This window comes from Aeribacillus sp. FSL K6-8210, assembly GCF_037963925.1.
Lineage (GTDB): Bacteria > Bacillota > Bacilli > Bacillales > Aeribacillaceae > Aeribacillus > Aeribacillus composti.
On sequence record NZ_CP150172.1, the window covers coordinates 3,216,917 to 3,240,559 of the forward strand.

Annotated in this window: 16 protein-coding genes, 3 rRNA genes and 1 pseudogene; 4 read left to right on the top strand and 16 right to left on the bottom strand. The window is 41.6% G+C overall.

Annotation, left to right across the window (positions count from 1 at the left end; translation table 11 throughout):
* Window positions 1-92: 92 nt before the first annotated feature.
* The 3 genes from rrf to NSQ41_RS15665 all read right to left on the bottom strand — a co-directional run bounded on the left by rrf (window position 93) and on the right by NSQ41_RS15665 (window position 4,971).
* Window positions 93-208, bottom strand: a 5S ribosomal RNA gene (rrf, locus tag NSQ41_RS15655).
* Between the two features lie 138 nt (window positions 209-346).
* Window positions 347-3,279, bottom strand: a 23S ribosomal RNA gene (locus NSQ41_RS15660).
* A 138-nt stretch (window positions 3,280-3,417) separates the two neighbouring features.
* Window positions 3,418-4,971: ribosomal RNA gene (locus NSQ41_RS15665) — 16S ribosomal RNA — on the bottom strand.
* Together the 16S, 23S and 5S rRNA genes form the textbook arrangement of a ribosomal RNA operon.
* Before the next feature lie 1,209 nt (window positions 4,972-6,180).
* Between NSQ41_RS15665 and NSQ41_RS15670 the strand changes: the two genes are divergently transcribed.
* Window positions 6,181-6,543, top strand: a complete 363-nt coding sequence (locus NSQ41_RS15670; protein ID WP_063386249.1) for a YgzB family protein — start codon at window positions 6,181-6,183, stop codon at window positions 6,541-6,543.
* 24 nt (window positions 6,544-6,567) lie between these two features.
* Here the strand turns inward: NSQ41_RS15670 and perR are convergent, their stop codons facing one another.
* The 6 genes from perR to NSQ41_RS15700 all read right to left on the bottom strand — a co-directional run bounded on the left by perR (window position 6,568) and on the right by NSQ41_RS15700 (window position 10,942).
* Complete coding sequence (perR, locus tag NSQ41_RS15675; RefSeq protein ID WP_186439264.1) at window positions 6,568-7,011, bottom strand: peroxide-responsive transcriptional repressor PerR; 444 nt, start codon at window positions 7,009-7,011, stop codon at window positions 6,568-6,570.
* Between the two features lie 245 nt (window positions 7,012-7,256).
* A complete protein-coding gene (bcp, locus tag NSQ41_RS15680) occupies window positions 7,257-7,727 on the bottom strand; it encodes a thioredoxin-dependent thiol peroxidase (protein ID WP_063386251.1) in 471 nt (156 codons plus the stop codon).
* A gap of 61 nt (window positions 7,728-7,788) precedes the next feature.
* Window positions 7,789-8,193, bottom strand: coding sequence for an ion channel (locus NSQ41_RS15685; RefSeq protein ID WP_063386252.1), 405 nt, complete (start codon window positions 8,191-8,193; stop codon window positions 7,789-7,791).
* A gap of 140 nt (window positions 8,194-8,333) precedes the next feature.
* Window positions 8,334-9,119: an ABC-2 family transporter protein gene (locus tag NSQ41_RS15690; RefSeq protein ID WP_339210301.1), complete on the bottom strand. Its 786-nt coding sequence runs from the start codon at window positions 9,117-9,119 to the stop codon at window positions 8,334-8,336.
* A 4-nt stretch (window positions 9,120-9,123) separates the two neighbouring features.
* Window positions 9,124-9,915, bottom strand: a complete 792-nt coding sequence (locus NSQ41_RS15695; protein ID WP_063386254.1) for a hypothetical protein — start codon at window positions 9,913-9,915, stop codon at window positions 9,124-9,126.
* Window positions 9,908-10,942, bottom strand: coding sequence for an ATP-binding cassette domain-containing protein (locus NSQ41_RS15700; protein WP_094244558.1), 1,035 nt, complete (start codon window positions 10,940-10,942; stop codon window positions 9,908-9,910). The genes NSQ41_RS15695 and NSQ41_RS15700 overlap by 8 nt, the downstream gene beginning before the upstream one ends.
* A gap of 162 nt (window positions 10,943-11,104) precedes the next feature.
* Here NSQ41_RS15700 and NSQ41_RS15705 point away from each other — a divergent pair, with 162 nt between their 5' ends.
* Complete coding sequence (locus NSQ41_RS15705; protein ID WP_130158649.1) at window positions 11,105-12,406, top strand: glutamate-1-semialdehyde 2,1-aminomutase; 1,302 nt, start codon at window positions 11,105-11,107, stop codon at window positions 12,404-12,406.
* Window positions 12,407-12,745: 339 nt separating this feature from the next.
* A complete protein-coding gene (locus tag NSQ41_RS15710; RefSeq protein WP_066247279.1) occupies window positions 12,746-13,819 on the top strand; it encodes an aromatic acid exporter family protein in 1,074 nt (357 codons plus the stop codon).
* 108 nt (window positions 13,820-13,927) lie between these two features.
* Here NSQ41_RS15710 and NSQ41_RS15715 read toward each other — a convergent pair whose 3' ends face one another.
* The 5 genes from NSQ41_RS15715 to NSQ41_RS15735 all read right to left on the bottom strand — a co-directional run bounded on the left by NSQ41_RS15715 (window position 13,928) and on the right by NSQ41_RS15735 (window position 21,496).
* On the bottom strand, window positions 13,928-14,302 hold the full coding sequence (locus tag NSQ41_RS15715) for a hypothetical protein (RefSeq protein WP_339210303.1): 375 nt from the start codon (window positions 14,300-14,302) through the stop codon (window positions 13,928-13,930).
* A 944-nt stretch (window positions 14,303-15,246) separates the two neighbouring features.
* Window positions 15,247-17,958 (bottom strand): GTP-binding protein, encoded by a 2,712-nt coding sequence (locus tag NSQ41_RS15720; protein WP_339210305.1) that lies wholly within the window; start codon window positions 17,956-17,958, stop codon window positions 15,247-15,249.
* A 178-nt stretch (window positions 17,959-18,136) separates the two neighbouring features.
* A complete protein-coding gene (locus tag NSQ41_RS15725) occupies window positions 18,137-19,885 on the bottom strand; it encodes an ABC transporter ATP-binding protein (protein ID WP_339210308.1) in 1,749 nt (582 codons plus the stop codon).
* A gap of 706 nt (window positions 19,886-20,591) precedes the next feature.
* Window positions 20,592-21,119 (bottom strand): DUF402 domain-containing protein, encoded by a 528-nt coding sequence (locus tag NSQ41_RS15730; RefSeq protein WP_063386259.1) that lies wholly within the window; start codon window positions 21,117-21,119, stop codon window positions 20,592-20,594.
* Window positions 21,120-21,223: 104 nt separating this feature from the next.
* Window positions 21,224-21,496 (bottom strand): YgaB family protein, encoded by a 273-nt coding sequence (locus NSQ41_RS15735; RefSeq protein ID WP_232515610.1) that lies wholly within the window; start codon window positions 21,494-21,496, stop codon window positions 21,224-21,226.
* 214 nt (window positions 21,497-21,710) lie between these two features.
* On the opposite strand from NSQ41_RS15735, the gene NSQ41_RS15740 reads away from it, so the two are divergent.
* Window positions 21,711-22,526, top strand: coding sequence for an undecaprenyl-diphosphate phosphatase (locus NSQ41_RS15740; protein WP_130157647.1), 816 nt, complete (start codon window positions 21,711-21,713; stop codon window positions 22,524-22,526).
* A gap of 75 nt (window positions 22,527-22,601) precedes the next feature.
* On the opposite strand, the pseudogene NSQ41_RS15745 reads toward NSQ41_RS15740, so the two are convergent.
* Window positions 22,602-22,745 (bottom strand): annotated as a pseudogene (locus tag NSQ41_RS15745) (gamma-type small acid-soluble spore protein); the annotation flags it as partial.
* A gap of 84 nt (window positions 22,746-22,829) precedes the next feature.
* The gene (gene fabL / locus NSQ41_RS15750; RefSeq protein ID WP_063386261.1) at window positions 22,830-23,579 is read right to left on the bottom strand and encodes an enoyl-[acyl-carrier-protein] reductase FabL; all 750 of its coding nucleotides are present in this window, start codon (window positions 23,577-23,579) and stop codon (window positions 22,830-22,832) included.
* Window positions 23,580-23,643: the final 64 nt, after the last annotated feature.

A 23,643-nucleotide genomic window follows, 5' to 3' on the forward strand; every position in this document is an offset into this window, starting at 1 on the left:
TGTTACTATTATGTAGAATGCCTCATTTTCTATAGGCTGAATCAAATTTGAAAGAAACAAACTTACAACTTCTTTTCTATTGTAAAGTGATTGCCTGGCAGCGTCCTACTCTCACAAGGGATAGACCCTCACTACCATCGGCGCTGAAGAGCTTAACTTCCGTGTTCGGGATGGGAACGGGTGTGACCTCTTCGCCATTGCCACCAAGCAAATTATTGTATTCATTTGTTCCATTCAGTGGATAGACAACTACTATTATAACTTTTTGACCGTAGTTGTCAATTCCTTTTTGAACATGATTCTTTCAAAACTAGATAACGGTTCCTTCACGAATAGATGCTCCTACTTGGTTAAGTCCTCGATCGATTAGTATCCGTCAGCTCCACGTGTCACCACGCTTCCACCTCGGACCTATCTACCTCGTCATCTTCAAGGGATCTTACTCGCTTTTAGCGATGGGAAATCTCATCTTGAGGGGGGCTTCACGCTTAGATGCTTTCAGCGCTTATCCCTTCCGCACATAGCTACCCAGCGATGCCCCTGGCGGGACAACTGGTACACCAGCGGTGCGTCCATCCCGGTCCTCTCGTACTAAGGACAGCTCCTCTCAAATTTCCTGCGCCCGCGACGGATAGGGACCGAACTGTCTCACGACGTTCTGAACCCAGCTCGCGTACCGCTTTAATGGGCGAACAGCCCAACCCTTGGGACCGACTACAGCCCCAGGATGCGATGAGCCGACATCGAGGTGCCAAACCTCCCCGTCGATGTGGACTCTTGGGGGAGATCAGCCTGTTATCCCCGGGGTAGCTTTTATCCGTTGAGCGATGGCCCTTCCATGCGGAACCACCGGATCACTAAGCCCGACTTTCGTCCCTGCTCGACTTGTAGGTCTCGCAGTCAAGCTCCCTTCTGCCTTTGCACTCTCCGAATGATTTCCAACCATTCTGAGGGAACCTTTGGGCGCCTCCGTTACCTTTTAGGAGGCGACCGCCCCAGTCAAACTGCCCACCTGACACTGTCTCCCGCCCCGATCAGGGGCGCGGGTTAGAATGTCAGTACAGCCAGGGTAGTATCCCACCGTCGCCTCAGCGCAAGCTGGCGCTCACGCGTCTCTGGCTCCTACCTATCCTGTACAAGCTGTACCCACATTCAATATCAGGCTGCAGTAAAGCTCCACGGGGTCTTTCCGTCCTGTCGCGGGTAACCTGCATCTTCACAGGTACTATAATTTCACCGAGTCTCTCGTTGAGACAGTGCCCAGATCGTTACGCCTTTCGTGCGGGTCGGAACTTACCCGACAAGGAATTTCGCTACCTTAGGACCGTTATAGTTACGGCCGCCGTTTACTGGGGCTTCGGTTCGCACCTTCAGCTACAGCTTAAGCGCTCCCCTTAACCTTCCAGCACCGGGCAGGCGTCAGCCCCTATACTTCACCTTACGGTTTCGCAGAGACCTGTGTTTTTGCTAAACAGTCGCCTGGGCCTTTTCACTGCGGCTCATCATGGCTTATCACCTTGATGAGCACCCCTTCTCCCGAAGTTACGGGGTCATTTTGCCGAGTTCCTTAACGAGAGTTCTCTCGCTCACCTTAGGATTCTCTCCTCGCCTACCTGTGTCGGTTTGCGGTACGGGCACCTCTCACCTCGCTAGAGGCTTTTCTTGGCAGTGTGGAATCGGGAACTTCGGTACTTCCTTTCCCTCGCCATCACAGCTCAAGCACACGGCAAGCGGATTTGCCTGCTTGCCAGCCTAACTGCTTGGACGCGCACATCCAGCCGCGCGCTTGCCCTATCCTCCTGCGTCCCCCCATTGCTCAAACGGTGAGGAGGTGGTACAGGAATATCAACCTGTTGTCCATCACCTACGCCTTTCGGCCTCGGCTTAGGTCCCGACTAACCCTGAGCGGACGAGCCTTCCTCAGGAAACCTTAGGCTTTCGGCGGAGGGGATTCTCACCCCTCTTTCGCTACTCATACCGGCATTCTCACTTCTAAGCGCTCCACCGGTCCTTCCGGTCCGGCTTCGATGCCCTTAGAACGCTCTCCTACCGCTGACACCAACGGTGTCAACCCGCAGCTTCGGTGATACGTTTAGCCCCGGTACATTTTCGGCGCAGAGCCACTCGACCAGTGAGCTATTACGCACTCTTTAAATGGTGGCTGCTTCTAAGCCAACATCCTGGTTGTCTAAGCAGCTCCACATCCTTTTCCACTTAACGTATACTTTGGGACCTTAGCTGGCGGTCTGGGCTGTTTCCCTTTTGACCACGGATCTTATCACTCGCAGTCTGACTCCCAAGGATAAGTCATTGGCATTCGGAGTTTGACTGAATTCGGTAACCCGATGGGGGCCCCTCGTCCAATCAGTGCTCTACCTCCAAGACTCTTCCCTTGAGGCTAGCCCTAAAGCTATTTCGGAGAGAACCAGCTATCTCCAAGTTCGATTGGCATTTCACCCCTACCCACACCTCATCCCCGCACTTTTCAACGTGCGTGGGTTCGGGCCTCCAGCAAGTGTTACCTTGCCTTCACCCTGGACATGGGTAGATCACCTGGTTTCGGGTCTGCGACCTCGTACTATTTCGCCCTCTTCAGACTCGCTTTCGCTGCGGCTCCGCCTTTCGGCTTAACCTTGCACGAAATCGCAACTCGCCGGTTCATTCTACAAAAGGCACGCCATCACCCGTTAACGGGCTCTGACTACTTGTAGGCACACGGTTTCAGGTTCTCTTTCACTCCCCTCCCGGGGTGCTTTTCACCTTTCCCTCACGGTACTGGTTCACTATCGGTCACTAGGGAGTATTTAGCCTTGGGAGATGGTCCTCCCTGCTTCCGACGGGATTTCACGTGTCCCGCCGTACTCAGGATCCACTCGGGAGGGAACGGAGTTTCGACTACAGGGTTGTTACCTTCTCTGACGGGCCTTTCCAGACCTCTTCGTCTACCCCGTTCCTTTGTCACTCCTTAATCGAGTGTCCTACAACCCCAAGAGGCACGCCTCTTGGTTTGGGCTGTTCCCGTTTCGCTCGCCGCTACTCAGGGAATCGCTGTTGCTTTCTCTTCCTCCGGGTACTTAGATGTTTCAGTTCCCCGGGTTGCCCTCCATACCCTATGGATTCAGGTATGGATACTGCCCCATTACGGGCAGTGGGTTCCCCCATTCGGACATCTCCGGATCGACGCTTACTTACAGCTCCCCGAAGCATTTCGGTGTTTGTCCCGTCCTTCATCGGCTCCTAGTGCCAAGGCATCCACCGTGCGCCCTTTCTAACTTAACCGTTTCTTCCTAACATGAGCGATCTATTCGTGAATGTCTTTCCGTTATCCAGTTTTCAAAGAACAATCAAGAAGGATATGATCCTTCAAAACTAAACAAAACGGAAAAGCGCACCCTATTTCAATGTATATATCCTTAGAAAGGAGGTGATCCAGCCGCACCTTCCGATACGGCTACCTTGTTACGACTTCACCCCAATCATTTGTCCCACCTTCGGCGGCTGGCTCCCGTAAGGGTTACCCCACCGACTTCGGGTGTTACAAACTCTCGTGGTGTGACGGGCGGTGTGTACAAGACCCGGGAACGTATTCACCGCGGCATGCTGATCCGCGATTACTAGCGATTCCGGCTTCATGCAGGCGAGTTGCAGCCTGCAATCCGAACTGAGAGTGGTTTTTTGGGATTCGCTCCACCTCGCGGTTTCGCTGCCCTTTGTACCACCCATTGTAGCACGTGTGTAGCCCAGGTCATAAGGGGCATGATGATTTGACGTCATCCCCACCTTCCTCCGACTTTTAGCCGGCAGTCACCTTAGAGTGCCCAACTGAATGCTGGCAACTAAGGTCAAGGGTTGCGCTCGTTGCGGGACTTAACCCAACATCTCACGACACGAGCTGACGACAACCATGCACCACCTGTCACCCTGTCCCCGAAAGGGGAACGCCCTATCTCTAGGGTTGTCAGGGGATGTCAAGACCTGGTAAGGTTCTTCGCGTTGCTTCGAATTAAACCACATGCTCCACCGCTTGTGCGGGTCCCCGTCAATTCCTTTGAGTTTCAGCCTTGCGGCCGTACTCCCCAGGCGGAGTGCTTAATGCGTTTGCTGCAGCACTAAAGGGTGGATACCCTCTAACACTTAGCACTCATCGTTTACGGCGTGGACTACCAGGGTATCTAATCCTGTTCGCTCCCCACGCTTTCGCGCCTCAGCGTCAGTTACAGGCCAGAGAGCCGCCTTCGCCACTGGTGTTCCTCCACATCTCTACGCATTTCACCGCTACACGTGGAATTCCGCTCCCCTCTCCTGCACTCAAGTTCCCCAGTTTCCAATGGCCGCTCGCGGTTGAGCCGCGAGATTTCACATCAGACTTAAGGAACCGCCTGCGCGCGCTTTACGCCCAATAATTCCGGACAACGCTTGCCACCTACGTATTACCGCGGCTGCTGGCACGTAGTTAGCCGTGGCTTCCTCGTCAGGTACCGTCAAGGTACCGCCCTGTTCGAACGGCACTTGTTCTTCCCTGACAACAGAGCTTTACGATCCGAAGACCTTCTTCGCTCACGCGGCGTTGCTCCGTCAGACTTTCGTCCATTGCGGAAGATTCCCTACTGCTGCCTCCCGTAGGAGTCTGGGCCGTGTCTCAGTCCCAGTGTGGCCGGTCACCCTCTCAGGTCGGCTACGCATCGTCGCCTTGGTGAGCCGTTACCTCACCAACTAGCTAATGCGCCGCGGGCCCATCCTGCAGTGACAGCTAAAAGCCGCCTTTCAACCGAAAACCATGCGGTTTTCGGTGTTATCCGGTATTAGCTCCGGTTTCCCGAAGTTATCCCAGTCTGCAGGGCAGGTTGCCCACGTGTTACTCACCCGTCCGCCGCTAACCTAAAGGAGCAAGCTCCCTTCGGTCCGCTCGACTTGCATGTATTAGGCACGCCGCCAGCGTTCGTCCTGAGCCAGGATCAAACTCTCCAAAAAAAGTTTGTCACCAAATGCTCTTTTAGAATCAACAGGCACGCTTTTCGTTTTGTTCAGTTTTCAAAGATCATTTCCGATCAGGTTTTTTATTCTAGCAGATAAATGAAGTTATGTCAACAATCGGAATAAAATTTTTAAACTTACATTTATAGATTATTTTGCTGTTTCGAAGATTATTCATCTTTTCAACAGCGACGCTTTATAATATATCATCATAAAATTTTAGTGTCAACACTTTTTTTAAAAATATCAATAAAAACTGCCAACGCCTGTTCCCTTTGATTCTAAACAACTGCATCCGCTCGATTAAATATTCCAGCAGCACACTTAATCCGCAAAATACAGTCTGACTTTAAGATGTTCAAATAACTCGGAAAAAACATTTTTTGAGCCGCACAGAAATCAGCTTTTGAACGGATTAAACAGCCAAACGCAATATAAAAATAATTTGAAACGTTTTTATACTGCCCTTTATCATATTCAATTAATTTAATTATTTATACAGCTTGGTTTACTTGAGCACATATAGCAGCCAGAAACCGATCACTTCCGGTCTTTACAAGTGATACAGTGCAGCAACAATATGATTATATGCTTCAAAGATATCGTTTTGCATCAACAATGCTTTTCCTTTAGCCAACACTGTCTAATTAATTTTGCAAATTCAACTGAATTTTTCCACTTTCTCTCTTCTGGTTGAGTTCCTGATTATCTTCGACGATGGTAACTTTTCCGCCCCGAAATGGTAATGTATTTTAACGCTCGATTCAGATCGGAAAGATACTCGTTCCAGTCAAACAATATTTTTCCATTATTTAAACATCAGTCGATAATTCTCCGGCTACTGCCTAAAAAATTTGTTGCTATATTGAGTGCTGCCTTTTCATTAAGTAATCCATAATATTTTATAATCAAAGGTTTATCGGAGGTTTGTATAAACAACAGCAGCAAAGCAAAGGCCAAATAATCGGATTGCAGAGAAGCAGCATTCTTTTTCTATTAAATAATACAGCTAATGTATCTGGATGGCGAGTCCTTTCTTTAAGTGTATATAGATTCTCTGCAAATCATTTATTCATCCGCTGTCTGAATAAAACACATTAAACAAAAGCTTCTATAAATAAAAAACGAAATACAGTTAGCAATTGGCCGTTCTGTGACGAAAAAAAAGTGAAAATATGCTATAGTAGTGTTCAGGAGGTTTGTACAATGGCTAAAAAATATACAAGCAAAATAAATAAAATCCGCACTTTTGCCTTAAGTTTAGTATTTGTTGGTTTTATCATTATGTACATAGGCATCTTTTTCAGAGAACATGTATGGGTCATGACCATTTTCATGCTGCTTGGTTTATTATCCATCATCGGAAGTACTGTCGTCTATTTCTGGATCGGGATGCTATCGACGAGAGCTGTTCAAGTTGTATGTCCTTCATGCGGGAAAGTGACAAAAATGCTCGGTCGTGTGGATATGTGCATGTATTGCAGAGAGCCTTTGACTCTTGATAAAGAGCTTGAAGGCAAAGAATTCGACGAAAAGTACAATCGTAAATCAAGGAAAAGAGAAAGCTGATAGTTTGTTTTCCTACCAGCTTTCTCAGTGCATATTTTTTTCTTTTTGCTGACATGCAGGGCATTTCCCGTATATTTCCATTCGGTGGTGGCTAACTTTAAAGTTCGTTACATGCTCTGCAAGATCCTCCACCTCGTCTAAACCTGGATAATGGAAATCAACGATTTTTCCGCATTCCTCGCAAATGACATGATAATGCTCCGTTGTCACAAAATCGAATCGACTAGATGCATCGCCATACGTTAATTCTTTTACCAGTCCAACTTCACGAAATACCCGAAGGTTGTTATAAACAGTTGCAACACTCATGTTTGGAAACTTACCTTCTAACGCTTTATATATATCATCAGCAGTTGGATGATTCATTGAATTAACTAAATACTCCAAAATCGCATGACGCTGCGGAGTGATGCGGACTCCCGTTTGTTTTAAAATTTCAAGAGCTTCCTTTAACGTATTGTCTGACATCGCCATGCACCTCATTTCTTGAAAACATTCTTATTTTGTATCATTATTACTTTATAATATTTATAATTAGTGTACATTGATTATAAGACTTTTGTCAATGGGAGCGTTTAATTTAGTAGAACATTTTATCTATCCATTGAAAAAATGCACCAATTTAAGAAAAAGATTTTCGCTTTTGCACGGGAAAAAGCGGGCACAAATGCCCGCCTTGACAACATAGGGTGAACAGAGCAAATCATTTGCTGTCATTCTTCTCTATTTTGAATAAATGTGAGGGCTTCTTCAACATGTCCTTTCACTTTTACTTTTCGCCATTCTTTCACTAATATTCCTTGTTTGTCTATAATAAAAGTAGATCGTTCGATTCCCATGTATTCTTTTCCAAAGTTTTTCTTTAATTTCCATACTCCGTATTGTTCCGCAACTTTATGATCTTCATCAACGAGAAGCAAAAAAGGGAGCCCGTGCTTCTCTTTAAATTTTTGATGTCGTTCCTGCGGATCAGGGCTTACTCCTAAAATGACGGCATCAAGCTCTTGAAAGCTTTCATATTTATCGCGAAAATCGCACGCTTCCGTTGTGCATCCCGGAGTCATATCTTTCGGGTAAAAATACAGCACTACATATTTTCCTTTAAAATCAGAAAGTTTTACTTTTTCTCCAGTGTCAGCAGTCAGCTCAAAATCTGGTGCAGGCTTTCCCACTTCAGCTGCCATATCTAATCCCTCCAGTTGTTCATTTTATCTTCAGCGTACCGAATTTCGCTTCATGTTACAACTATTGTTTCTTCTCAATATCAATCATTGTTTTGGCAACAACAACCGTAGGCAATATGTAGCCAATCATCGCCTGTACAATTGCAATCCACCTTCCAATGCCGAAAGGAGTGATATCCCCATAGCCTACAGAAAACAGCGTAACTGCACTAAAGTATAAGCAGGTGGTTAAATTTTCTAAATACGTCCCATAAAGAGGCCGCCCAGATTCAGCTAAAATCGGAAAGCCGTATTGAGTTAAAATTAAATAAATCACACCAAATCCTAACAAAAAAGAGGCATATACTAAAGCAATTAAATATACAGTTTCAAACGTAAGGAACGTACCTCTTTTCACAGCAGAAAACATCGTTCGAATGCTCATAACCAAACAGAACATTATCCCTGTTCCTACGACAATCGCCATAATTTCCCCCGAAAATTATTGTTTGTACATGTTATTCAGCCTTATTGAATTTTATCACTAGCTAAAGGAAACTTGTTCGTCAACCAAACTGATGTCAACAGCCTCTTTGAATTTTATCGCTTAACGAAAGGAAACTATGATCAGCTTCCTGCCCCTCGATATCGCTTCACTCCAATATTCCAAATAATAACCGACAAAATAAAAAACAGAAGGCCTATCACAGGAGTTAAAAAAGCGTAAATATACCAATCCGTTTTTCGTAAAAAATAGGAAGCCGGATAAACTCCCACAAAGGCAAACGGCAAAATCCACGTTAAAATAAAACGTATCACATCGTTGTAAATATTTACTGGATAGCGGCCGTAGTTTCCAATGTTATACATCATTGGCATAATCGATGTTTTTGCATCCGACCAAAACCCAATCGATGCAAGCGCAACAAAAATACTGCCGCAGACAAGGGTGCCGCCAAATACAAATAGAATAAAAATAAAAATGTCATACCAATGAAAAGTAAGATTCAGCCGGGCTGCTGCATACCCCATGACAACAAGCCCTGTAATAACGCCAAAAAGCGATTCAAGCTCCATTCTCTCCAATATCACCTGAAACAAACTGTGGATCGGTCTCGTTAAAATGCGATCCATTTCACCGTTTACAATATATCGTTCATTAAAATCCCAAATGTTAAAAAAGGTGCTGAATAAAGCATAAGGAACTAAGAAAAAGCCATAAATGAAAATAATTTCATCTCTTTGCCAGCCGCCAAGCGATTCTGTATGTCCAAATACGACGAGAATGAAAACTAAATTTACTGCCTGAAACAATAGATCAGACAATATCTCTACAATCATATCCGCTCTGTATTCCATCCTTGTTTTTAAATATTGAGCGATATATTGAAAAAACATTGACACATAAATCATCTTTTCACCCCCCTTGAATAATCATTTTTCTTTTCGCAACCGCCCACATAGCACAAATTGGAATGATCAATAAAATGGACCAAAACAATTGAAAAAGAATAGCGTCTGTAATTTCAGCTTCTTGGAATCCTTTTGTAAAGATCATGCTTGGAATATAACTGATTGCTTGAAAAGGCAAATATTCCATTATTTCTTGAGCCCAAACTGGGTAGAAGCTAATGGGGAGCAGTAGTCCGGAAAACAAGTCAATGATGACGCGTTTCGCTCTCATTAGTCCGTCGTTGTTAAATAAGAAAAAAGCTGAGATTCCTGTCAATAAATTAATTTCTGTATTAATAACAAAACTAAAAAATATGGAAATGGCAAAAAAAGACCACGCCTGCCAATCAAGCGGTAATTCGAGCGGAAAAATAAAGCTTACAATCACCATTCCAGGCATGGAAAAAAAGAAAAGGCGAAAAACGCCTTCTCCAAACGCCTGCATCGTTTTCATGCCAAGATAATTGTAGGGACGAATCAGCTCCACTGCCACTTTTCCTTCTCTAATTTCCATTGCGATTTCCCTGTCGATGTTGTTAAAATAAAATGCTCTTGCCATCCATGAAATTGCCACGTATGTCACCATTTGCGCTGCATCTAAACCTTGAATGCTTTCTTTTCCCCCATAAATGGCTGTCCATAAAAAGTAGTAAGCACCGATATTAATGCTGTATATGAGAATTCCAGAATAATAGTTTGTCCTGTAAGCGAGCATCATTAAAAAACGGATGCGGATCATTTCCAAATATTTAGACATTCATGATCACCTTTTCTAAGTTACTGTTCGCATCACCTTTTTCATAAATGTTGCGTATAATCTCCTCCGTTGATATTTCTTTAATGCTTAGATCCACGATAGTTTGAGCCTTCATGACGCGGCTAATGATTTCCGGCATTTCCTCATGATTCGCAATTTGCGCGATCCAAACATTGCTTTTATCTCCCTTCATCCATTGCACGTGAAAACCATTCGTTAATTGCAATAAAAGGGATTCATCAACAGAAGAGGCAAATTGAAATTCAATTTGCTTCCCTTTTCCCCAATTCCCGCGCAAATGGTCCAAAGAGCCGTCATATATAATTTTTCCTTCATCAAGCATTATGACGCGTTCACACAATGCTTCTATATCCGCAATATCATGTGTCGTCAGCAAAATCGTTGTTTTGTATTTTGCATTTATCTCTTTCAAAAATTCACGAATTTTCAGCTTGACTAAAACGTCCAAGCCGATCGTCGGCTCATCCAAAAATAAAAGAGGAGGATTATGAATTAATGCTGCGGCAAGCTCGCATCTCATCCGCTGCCCTAATGACAGCTTTCGCACCGGCTTATCTAACAAAGGGCCGATATCCAGCGTTTTAATGACATGATCCATATGTTCGTTATAATCTTGATCGGACACTTTATATACCTTTTTTAAAAGCCTGAATGACTCTTGAACAGCAATATCCCACCAAAGCTGTGAACGCTGTCCGAATACAACACCGATTGTCCGGACAAACTTTTCCCGTTCCTTATGAGGATTCATATTGTTCACCAGGACCTTCCCTGATGTCGGTGTTAAAATCCCTGTTAGCATTTTGATCGTTGTCGATTTCCCTGCGCCGTTTTCGCCTATATAACCCACCATTTCTCCCTGTTTCACTGTAAAGGAAATATCATTAACAGCTCTGTTGATTTTATAGTTTCTAGTGAATAAATCGCGAAAAGCCCCCTTTAATCCAGAGCGGCTTGAATAGCTCTTAAATTCTTTGCGCAAATTCTCTACTTCAATGACATTCATAGCTGTAACCTCCATCGATCAATCACAAACATTAGTTTACTCGAATTATTTGAAATTAACAATTTGTATGCACCTTTTTTCTTTTTTATGAAAAGTGCTAGAATAAACGAGGATGCTTGAATATTTTTGGCTGTACAGTTAAGTAAAAAAGAAGGTGAAACAATGAATTTTACAAAATCAGAACAGCTGCATAAAGAAGCGCTCGAACATATTGTAGGAGGGGTAAATAGCCCGTCCCGTTCTTATAAAGCTGTCGGCGGAGGAGCACCTGTTGTAATGGAGCGGGCGCAGGGCGCCTATTTTTGGGATGTTGATGGCAACAAATATATCGATTACTTAGCAGCATATGGCCCGATCATCACCGGCCATGCACACCCTCATATTACAAAAGCAATCAAGCACGCTGCCGAGACAGGCGTCCTATATGGAACACCGACGCCTCATGAAATCAAATTTGCAAAAATGTTAAAAGAAGCTATCCCTTCTCTAGAAAAGGTCCGCTTCGTCAATTCTGGAACAGAAGCAGTAATGACAACAATTCGAGTTGCCCGTGCATACACAGGAAGGGATAAAATCATTAAATTTGCCGGGTGCTACCATGGACATTCCGATTTGGTGCTTGTCGCAGCAGGATCAGGTCCATCTACCCTTGGAACGCCTGATTCCGCAGGGGTACCAAAAAGCATTGCTCAAGAAGTTATCACTGTACCTTTTAATGATGTGGAGGCGTTTGAACAAGCTATTCATAGATGGGGAAATGAAGTTGCAGCCGTTTTAGTTGAACCAATTGTCGGAAACTTTGGTATTGTGGAACCTAAGGAAGGATTTTTAGAAACAGTCAAACAGCTTACTCACAAAGCAGGCGCGCTGCTTATTTTTGACGAAGTTATTACAGCGTTTCGATTTATGTACGGCGGTGCCCAAAATCTGCTTCATGTAGAGCCTGATTTAACCGCACTTGGAAAAATTATCGGCGGAGGCCTTCCGATCGGAGCTTACGGCGGCCGTAAAGAAATTATGGAGCAGGTGGCACCATTAGGACCGGCTTATCAGGCAGGGACGATGGCAGGAAACCCTGCATCGATCTTAGCAGGAATTGCTTGTTTGGAAGTGCTGAGCGAAGAAGGAGTTTATGACTATCTTGATAAGCTCGGCAGGATGCTTGAAGAAGGCATTTTAAACGCTGGAAGATCATATAATATACCGATCACCATCAACCGTTTAAAAGGTGCATTAACAGTATATTTTACACGCGAAAAGGTGACGAATTATGAGCAAGCCGAAAAAACAGACGGAGAAATGTTTGCTAAATTTTTTAAACTGATGCTTCATCAAGGCATTAATTTGGCGCCGTCTAAATATGAGGCCTGGTTTATTACAATCGCTCATACAGAAGAGGACATTAAAAAAACCATTTCGGCAGTCGAACAATCGTTTAAACAGCTTTCACATGACAAAAAATGAGTCTTACTAAAGCGCCTACTGCACAAGCAGGCAGAATGAAAAAGTAAATCTTTAAGCAGCCTGAGCCCGATATTTATGGACTCAGGTTGTTTATTTCTTTTGGAAACGATGGAGGTGATGTAAAACTGCCGCCTCTTCAGTTGTACGAAAAAAGTGCAAAAGTTCGCTCGATCACAACGTAACTATTTGGTCTGTCTATATTAAAGGATCATATCATATTACAAGAGTGTTAATTTTTTCCTTTCTCTTAAAATAACCTTGAATATTCGTGTTAAACAATGTATAGTCTGAATAGCTTACAACCTTTTTGATGAAAGGAAGGAAAAATTTTTATTCAACATGAAACTTGGAGCCCGTATCTTAAAAACAGGTATTGCAATTACACTGGCATTAATGCTGGCAGAGATGCTTCATTTTCCATCTCCAGCATTTGCAGGGATTGCAGCTATCTTTGCGATACAGCCGTCAATATATAGATCATATTTAACCGTCATTGAACAAGTTCAGGCAAATATAATCGGCGCTGTTGTCGCAGTTTTATTCGGGATTTCTTTCGGAACAAACCCGTTTATTATTGGTCTTACAGCAGTGATTACCATTGCTATTTGTTTAAAATTAAAGATTGAAAACACAATTGCAATTGCTTTAGTAACGGTTATTGCGATACTTGAAACAACAGGTGACGATTTTGTACAGTTTGCTACCATACGGTTTTTAACGATTTTACTTGGGGTTTTATCAGCTTTTTTTGTTAATTTGATATTTATGCCACCAAAATACGAAACAAAGCTTTACCATAAAATCACCGAAATTTCCCATGAGATTATGAAATGGATTCGGATCAATATTCGAAATAAATCTGAGTTTGCCCCTCTTAAAGAGGAAATAGACAAAATCAAAGATCAGCTGATAAAACTTGATCATTTATTTTTGCTTTACAAAGAAGAGCGAACTTATTCTAAAGCGAAGGTATTGCCAAAATCAAGAAAACTTGTCCTGTATCGACAGATGATTATCACAACGAACAGGGCATTTTACACATTGCGCCAAATTCATTGCTTGGAAAACGAACTTCGGCAAATACCTAGAAAGCTCCATGAAATGCTTATATCAGAGCTTGACTTTTTATTAATTTTGCATGAGCAGGCGCTGTTAAAAATAACAAAAAAAATTAAAAATAATCACGATGAAGACCTGCTTCCATATGACAAATTTAATCGAAAAGAATTCATTCAAGCGTTTTTGAAATTTGAAAAAGAAGCGGAAGATTCCGATTCGTTTTACCAAATACTATCTTTAGTCTCCGCCATCGTTGATTATCACGATCAATTGGAGCATTTAGATACATTGATTAACAGCTTTCAACATTTCCATAAAAAAGAAAATAAAATTCATGTGGAGGATGAAGAGTAAACAAGTTCATCTCCGTGTCTTACAGCCTTCAGAAGGCGATGAAAAAAGCAAAAAATTGTAAAAGACTACAGAATTTCATTCATGAATTCTGTAGTCTTTCATCTCTATCTATAGGACATCGTTTGCTTCCATTAGTTCAAACGCACGCCAGCGAACGCCCGCATCGTCAACCCATCCAATATCAACAAAAAAGAACGGCGCTTGACTAAGGTTTAGCGAAAGCTTTTCGGCAATTCGCTTGCCGATGCCGGAAACCTGACCGCGACGATCTAGTTTCGCAATAGATGCGTTTGGAACGCGCGAAAGTTCCTGTTTCGCTATGCCAATTCGTTTCAAGTCGACGTCGACTGATGCCACAATGTATTGATGTGGTTCTAACTTCAACGCTTTCATCGCTAACTTATTTATACGAAGTCGCCCGAATTTGTCGAGCGAAATATAACTCATAGAACGACTGTTTATAACGATTGGTTCAAACGGCACTAAAAACACTCCCATACGTTTGTTAACGCCATTATAACGCAAACAAACACGAAAGTCAAAGGAGGCGCAGAACAATCGAAAACTACGTTAGAGAACTATTACGAAATTATCACAAAATAACTGAACGCCAATTTAAAGGCGATTATGACGCAATTATTTTGCTCGCTGACTTGGCGACAGCAATCGAATTAGCCGACTTAACCGATCGACAGCGCGAGTGTTTGCGGTTGGTTTACGTTGACGGCTTGGGCGAAAACGAAGTCGCGCGTGTGTTAGGAATCGCGAGGAATACGGTTAATGTTCACCTTAACACGGCTTGTAATAAAATTGCCGAAGTTTATGAATCGTAGGCATGGCGTGGCGAAGGCTACGACTATTTAATTTATTTGAGAAGCTGAATGACCTCTCTTCTCTCAGAAAAGTATCGGTAGCTTTTCTGCCTTGGAAATAAATCTTATTTCATTTTTATCCGCTGCAAATGATAACTGGAATTTCATGGACGCAGCTTTGCGGATAAAGGCTGCGTTTTAATTTGTCTTCAAGATCCAACTGATCCCCGCCGAAATGCTGTTTCCAAACCGCTTCATCTTGTTAAATTGAAATCGTCTTATATCATCCAAGCGCAGGCAAGTTTTATATCATTTGGAACAGCTGTATTTTCTCAGCTTTCCAACTCAAAGCTTTGTTGGATGTTATCACAAGGAGGCTCCTTTAGAATCACGGTCAGCTTTTTGAGCTCAAAGCTCTCAGACAGTCTTGACCTGCGTTTCACTTCTACTAATAAAATAAATAGGAGCTGTCTAATAAGTCGTTTTTTCGGCTTATTGACGCCCCCTTTAATGTTTTAGAAACGTTGATATATCGATGTTTATGATTTTTTTGTTTTTCAATGGGGATTTGACTTTATGAACAGCCCCTAATCTAAAAATGTGCTAAGCATTGCTTTAATCTCCGCTTGAAAACTTATTTATATTCGTTTCGACCGCTTTATTGTTTAAGGAATGGTATTCATTCAATATTTCACATTGTCTTAAGTTTAATTCAAAAACTGTCAGCGGATCATAATAAATCTCTGGGTTTGTTTTCAAGCTGTCCAATTGTTGTTGATCTGTCCGAATTTGCTGCTCTCCTTCTTGCACAATTTGTTCAAGGTTGTGAACAGGTTCACGGAAAAACATTTTCACATCTCGTTCAATTCCTTTTTCAAATAAGTCGAATTGAGCAAAAAATTTTCGGATCATCGATTGAATCGCATCATCGAATGTTTCAGTTTCAATGTATTTTTTGTATTGCTGTGCGATAAACAGCTTGTTTTTCCCAATGGACGAAAACAGCTTTCCTGCTCCTTTTAATATAACTTGTGCAGGCTTAAAGCGGTTCATAATATTTTCTTCTTCGATGTTCACCACTGTTGTCAGACGATCAATATCCCGCCGCCAATCATCCACTACTTTGAAATCAGACATAAGCTTCACACGGTCATGACCGTACAATGAATTAAACGATTCACACATTTCATCTAAATAGACTTGGCATTGTTTTAGCTCGCTTTCAGCAAATGAAACCCATTCTCCCATTTTTTGCGACATTTTTGGAAGCAGCGTTTCAGCAAAATGCGCCTTCACCTGATCGTTCATTTTTTTGTTCAATTCTATGTGTAAATGGCTGAAATCGCTGTTTTCCGTTATGAATTTCGATGCAGATCGCAAAATAGTCCTTAACTCATCATGAAGATCCTTTTTAATTTCTTCCAATGTGGAGCGGAGTGACTGCCTCAATTCCTTCGCTTTTTCATTTTCCATATCGCCAAGGCTGTGTATTAATCCTTTTAATCGAGACATGATTTCTTTATTTTTTTCGATGCTTTCTTCTAAATGCTGCTCTAATTCCATCCGTTTGCTATAAGCATATTTAATAGCTTTTTTCAAGAAAAACAACAGCTTCTCCGTTTTGTTATCTTGATGAAACGGAAAACGTGAATGAATAAATTCAGCGAAGGACTGTTTCCGCTTCTCTCCTTCATTTCTTGAAGGGAATGGGAAAAATTCAGCTTCCGGGAAAAAGTCAAGTATTTGTTCTTTAAAATGATTATGAAGCATGCCGCTATCTTCAAGCAAAAAGTAAATTGGAAGCTCCTTTTTTAAAGCAATCGATGCCAGGCTTTCTACCATTTTCTCAACTGAAGCAGGTTGATGCTCTGGATGGACATATACCAACCCATCAGCCAGTTGTATATATTCCTTTAGCTCCTCTTGATCAACATGCTCTATGTCAGGTACTTCTATTAAACTTAGCTTATGATCGTTTAACAAATCATTAGGCGCACATACCGCAACAATTGTTCCATCTTCACGAACTGCCGCATCTTCTACATCTGTTATGCTTTCATTATTTATTTGCTTTATGTCTGTCCGGTCTTCATGGCAGTAAATAGTAATTTTTGATGAAGGAATGCTTGGAAGAGAATGGCCAAGCAGCGATCGGGCAAAACCGCTTTCTCCAACAATGAGCAAATAATGTTCGTTCTGTTCAAAAATCTTTTTTAATATCCAATGATATTTCTGCCCAAGATTTACTTGATTTATTTCCGCCCAATCGGCCAGCTTCGCAAATAGCCGTTTTTTGGCTTCATGACCATCAGCACGATCATGACTACCTGATGCCAAAACGTGCTCCGCTTCTTCAATCACTTTCTCATCTAAGCTTGAACGGTAAATTTCACTCCATGCAACGACAGCTGCTGCAGCGGTCGATAGTTGTTTTCCTGTCGATAGTTTCAGCCAATTGGCTAAAATGTCCGGCATAATATCTTGAAGCTCTTTTAGTAAATATGATCCACCAAGAAGCTTATTATAGGATTCTTCATAAAAGCGCGATATTTCATCCCAATGCTGAAATTCGTCCACTTTCACATTGAAAATTAGATTGTTTATCGTCTTTAACCATGGAATAAAATATTTTTGATCGTGTTTATAGCATCGCCACAGCGAAACAGCAAGCTTCTCGAATTGCTCTACGTCGGTTCTGTATAAAACCGTTAATGCTTTAAAGAAATAATCCGGCTCTTTTTCTTTGACAAAACCTTGTTCAACATAATTGATCAAACGCTGTAACCATTCCGCTTTTTCAGTCCGAATTAATTCTTCAACCGTAAGATGGACAGCTTTGTCCCAATCTTCCTGTTCTTCATAAAATTGAATAGCGATGGTGGATGCTTGACCATGGTCAGGGTTGATCGATACCGCATCACGAATCGCCTCATACGCCTTTTCTTTTTCTCCTTGAAGGCGGTAAAGCGAAAACAGCTTTAACGATGCTTCTGCTTTAAGAACTTTTGAATCCGTTTCAATGGAACGGTACATTTCTTCCGCAGATGAAAATAATCCTAATTCAAAATATGCATCTCCGATATTTTTTCTCGCCCATGGCGCCAGCTCATTCTCTATATTTTCCCATTTAAAAATCGCCGCTTCATAATCTTTGTGGTGGAAATATACTTCTCCTTGAGCATAGCGTACATAAGACAGATCATATGCGACCTTTTTTTGTTCTTCTTGAAAAAGCTCCCCAAGCAGTTGGATCGGATGTTTCGTTTCATTTTCTTTTAATAATGTTTGATAAAAGTTTTTTTCAATTAACTGCTTTTCCGCCGCCATGACAACCTCCGTTCTTATACGAATTTAGTCTTTTCTTTTATTCTACCAAAATCGTTTTTTCAAAAGGGATTGAATCAAAAATTTATGAAAAACTTGACTGGCAAAAGTCTTGCTAAAATTAAAGTATATTATGGATTTCAAAGCAAATGGCTAATTACCCATTTTGCTGCGGTATTTTTTACCATTCACCCAATTGCTGAATTTGAAATAGTTTATAGTAATGTCCACGTTTTTTCATTAGTTCTTCATGAGTTCCGGTCTCAACAATTTTCCCGTTTTCAATTAGTACAATTTTATCTGCATGAGTAATTGTAGACAGACGATGGGCAACAATTAAGGTCGTACGGTTTTTTGCCAGTTTATCAAGGGCTTCTTGGATAAATTGTTCACTTTCTAAATCCAAAGCAGACGTAGCTTCATCCAAAATGAAAATCGGCGGATTTTTTAAAAATACTCGGGCAATTGCAATTCGCTGTTTTTGACCGCCGGATAACTTCACGCCTCTTTCGCCCACTTTCGTATCATAGCCATCAGGCAAACTCATAATAAACTCGTGAGCGTTAGCTGCTTTGGCCGCTTTTATGACCTCTTCATCCGTTGCATTTGGTTTGCCAATTAAAATATTCGTTTTTATCGATTCACTGAATAAAAAAGGATCCTGCAAAACTATGCCGATCTGGTCCCTGACGCTTTGCACTTTATAATCTCTAACGTCAATGCCGTCCAACAAAATTTTTCCTTCCGTTACATCCCAAAACCTCGGAACAAGACTCACAAGGGTGGATTTTCCCCCTCCGCTCATCCCGACAAAAGCGACCGTCTCCCCTTTTTGAATCGTTAAATGAATATCCTTTAGTACAAATTCTTCGTTGTCATGATAGCGAAAGGATACTTTGTCAAAAATAATTTCCCCCGAAAGTTTGTCTGCTGTTATTGCATCCTGTTTATCAACAATATCGTAAGGTTCGTCAAGAAACTCAAATACTCTGTCCATTGAAGCGAAAGCCTGTGTTAAAGTAGTTGATGAATTGATCAAACGGCGAAGAGGATTGTACAACCGATCAATATAGGCTGTAAAGGCAACCATCGTCCCGATCGTTAAATTCCCTTGTATCACTTCATAAGCCCCGTAAAAAATGACGAAAAGAGGCGCTAGGTCAGTAACGGTGTTAACAACAGCAAACGTTTTTGCGTTCCATTTTGTATGATCAATCGCCCTTTCAAGAAAATTGCGATTTTCACGATCAAATTCTTTTTGTTCATACTCTTCATTCGCAAAGCTTTGAATGACAGCCATTCCGCTGACCCTCTCATGCAAATGCCCCTGCACCTCTGCCAGCGCCTGCGACCTAACTCTTGTCAAATGACGAAGCCTGCCGTAAAAATATTTAACTGACAATCCGTATATAGGAAGCAACATAATCGATACAATGGTCAACGTGACATCCATCGTAAACATAATCCCAATGGCAAATATAATAGTAAAAAGGTCAAGCCATAGATTCATAAGGCCCGTAATAACAAACGTCTTTGTTTGTTCAACATCATTAATCACCCGCGAAATAATTTCTCCCGCACGATTGTTTGAATAATATCTTAAGCTCAGCCGCTGAAGATGAGTAAACAATTGATCGCGAATATCATATAAAATTTTGCTTCCCGTCCATTGTGCAAAATATTGCCGATAATACTCGATCGGCGGCCGTATGACGAGGAATATAAACAACATGATGCCCATTAAAAAAAGAAGCATCTCTATCTTTACGTCATTTGATAATGATCCGTTTAAAATATTGTCGACGATATATTTCAATACGAGAGGAATTAACAAAGGAATGCCAAACTTTATAATCCCGATGAAAATCGTTAAAAAAATTTGTTTTTTATATGGTTTTACAAATTGAAAATAGCGTTTAATTGAACCCAACCATTTCTCTCCTTTCAGATCAATGCAATCGAGTAGGAGGGAGCGATTAACTCCCGTCCTCTCACACCACCGTACGTACGGTTCCGTATACGGCGGTTCAATTAAGATAATTGACGCAAGTCTTTATAACTTCCGTGAATAGCTGTTCTCTTTATGCCAGTGGTCACTCCACCCTCCAAGAGATCTCCCACGGGATTCACCGCTTCCTCCCTCAAGTGAGGTACTACGTTTTCTGTGTTCATCATGACTCACTGAATGCCAAGGGCTATTCTCTCTTAATTGTTCGGTCCTTCTTAGTTGTTCTAGACCAACTAATACTATGACCTCTGCTGACTTCTGACTGTTCAGCTATCTATCACTAGATAGGTTACCAAGGTTACTTGGCGTGCCAGCCAGACCTCCCCGGGTAAGAGTGTAATCTTTCCTTCCATCCATCTGCTTCATTTACTCTGTATCACCTTCGGCAGAAAGGGCTTTGTTTTGTCTTGCAAACTCACCCAGTGATACCTAGCCTCATATGAAGTTCGTGTTCCGAGAGACCCAAAGTTTGCCGCTCGCTTCCTTCAGATTCCGCGTCACCACGGACACCCTTGCGTTAAGCTAACTGCTACTTCTGCCTTCGCAGCTCGGGACTTTCACCCTATAGATTACACCCATGCCGGGCGCACAAGCGAAAAGTCTGTTGATATTCCAACAGACTTTTCCATCATAAATATGTTAAATATCTTTCATACCACTGATCGATAAATTCAGGGGAAAACGGACCTTTTCTACCGCGTATCCAATAAATTAATTTGTTCACATTATTCTTTAAGATACGGTCAATGACTTGCGGATATTTCATTGATTTCTTATGCCGTTCATATTCATCTTCATCTAACAGTGTATAGGTCATATCCGGGAACACTTTAATATCCAAATCATAATCAATATACTTTAATGCCTCATTATCCCAAACAAAAGGAGAACTGATGTTGCAATAATAATAAATGCCGTCACCACGAATCATTCCAATTACATTAAACCAATGACGTGCATGAAAATAACAAATCGCCGGCTCCCTTGTAATCCAAGTTCTGCCGTCAGCTTCGGTAACCGTTGTTCGATCGTTGCCGCCAATAATACAGTTTTGCGATCCTTTTAAAACGGTCGTTTCCTCCCAAACACGATGAATGCATCCATTATGTTTATAACTGTGTATTTGAATGATATCTCCTTCCTTTGGCAGCGCCATTTTGTTCCCTACTTTCTAATGAACAGTTCACATCAAATCCGAAAAAATCATTTTTCTTTATTATAACGTTTGATATTCAAAAAGAAAATAAAAGAGCCATGCCGCTAAAATGGCTGACTCGAGTCATACATTTCGATTTGGTACATTTTAATAACTTCTTCCGTTTGCTTTTCAAACGTTTTTTGAATGTCTATCAACTCATTTTTCATTTTTTCAATTTCTTTTTGCACAGAACGCAATTTCTTATCATCATTTTGTCTCAAAAATTCCAATTCCATTTGTTGATAATGCTCTATTTTAGATTGAAGCGATACAAGCTTATCCATCGTTTCAAGCTGTTCGCCAACTAGCAGATCAAAGCGGTTATATGTATTCAAATGAATCCCTCCCTCATAAAATGTTTATGGATACATATTCTAACTATTTCACTTGATTCCTTTGACAAGTTATGTAGACAATTAAGAAGTTTTGTCGTATGAACGCTTAGGTCAAAATTATTATTGACTCTCCATTCATTCATTATGTACAATCTGACAAGATTGAATCATTACAAACTTTGATTTTTTTAGAGAGAAAGGAAGTAACTATATCGTGTGGGAAATCATCACAGCAGTCATTTTAGGCATTGTTGAAGGGTTAACGGAATTTGCCCCTGTTTCTTCTACTGGACATATGATTCTTGTTGATGACATTCTTCTAAAATCTAAAGAATTATATTCAGAGCCTGTCGCCAACTCTTTTAAAGTCGTCATTCAGCTTGGATCAATATTAGCAGCGGTGATCGTATTTAAAGATCGCTTTTTCGATTTATTACAGATTAAGAAAATGCAGCATCAAAACGGTCAAAGATTAACGCTTGGCCTTGTCATCACAGGACTTCTTCCTGCTGCCGTCTTAGGTTTTTTATTTGAAGACTATATTGATACGTACTTGTTTTCCGCTCATAGAGTATTAGTCGGCCTTGTGTTAGGGGCATTATTAATGATTGCAGCAGACCTATTTGGTCCAAGAAAACCGAAAGCAGAAACGGTTGATCAAATTACATACAAACAAGCGCTAACCATCGGCCTCATCCAATGCATTTCCCTTTGGCCTGGTTTTTCGCGTTCCGGTTCAACGATTTCCGGCGGGGTTTTAGCCGGTTTAAGCCATCGTGCAGCTTCCGATTTTACGTTTATTATGGCTGTGCCGATAATGGCGGGGGCGAGCGGTCTTTCTCTTATTAAAAACTGGGAGCATTTCACAATCGACGTCCTGCCGTTTTTTATCGCCGGATTCATCAGTGCGTTTATTTTCGCGCTTTTGGCCATAAGATTCTTTTTGCAGCTGATCAACCGCATTAAACTTACACCATTTGCTATTTATCGGATCATTTTGGCGATCATCATCTATGTTTTTTTCCTTTAATAAAAGAAAGCGGAGAGCTGAAACGTTCTCCGCTTTTTGCCTGGCTCTTTTAAAAGAAACATTCAAAATTAATAGTTAAGAATTTTGTTGTTTATTTTGTTCAGATTGTTGATTTTGTTGTCTTACTTGTTGTGCATCTGTTTCAGCAGCAAATTCTGTTCCAAATCCTTGAGCTGATTGTTGGTTTTGCTTTCTCACTTGTTGAGCATTTGTTTTGTTTTGCTGTTGTTTTGCCATCATTTTTCACCTCCACGTCATATATCATGTCCAGGAGGGAAAAAACTTATCCAAAAAAATTTGCAGTTACAGCAATAAGGAAATGCCTCCATCTACGATCAAAGTTTGTCCTCTTATCATGAAAGCTTTTTCAGAGAGCAAAAATTCAACTGCATTTACGATATCCTCTTTTTCAATCATTCTTCCAGCCGGAGTCTTTTCTTTTGCTTCGTTTAAAATTTCCTCCCTGTTCGGAAAATGTGTCAATGCATCCGTATCGACAGCTGCGCCGGAAACCGCATTTACTACAATATTTTTCGGTGCTAATTCAACTGCTAAATATCTAGTTAAAGCTTCAAGAGCTGCTTTAGAAACCCCTACTGTCGTGTAATTTTTTAAATAGCGAATAGACCCTAAAGAGCTGATGCTCACGATGTGTCCGCCGCCGTGTTTTTCCATCAATTTTGCTGCTTCCTGCGCACAAAAAAGAAGTGCTTTTGCATTAATATCCATCGTCCAATCCCAATGGGATTCTTCAATTTCCATTAGAGGGCGTAAAACTCCAGATGCTGCATTGTTTACTAAAATATCAAGCCGTCCAAACGTTTTGTCAATTTCTGCAAACATTTCCTTTATTTTTTCAGGTTTTCCGACGTTTGCCTTCACCACAAGCGTTTTCACACCAAGACGTTCAATTTCTTCCGCGGTTTCGATCGCCTTCGATTTGCTGCGAGCATAATTAATGACGATGTGATACCCTTTTTCAGCAAGCCTCAAGGCAATAGCTTTGCCGATTCCTCTTGAAGATCCTGTGACAAGCGCTACTTTTTCATTCATATTTTACATCTCCTTATGTATTGAATAGTTATTTCTATCGTAACAAAGAATAGATATAGAAAAA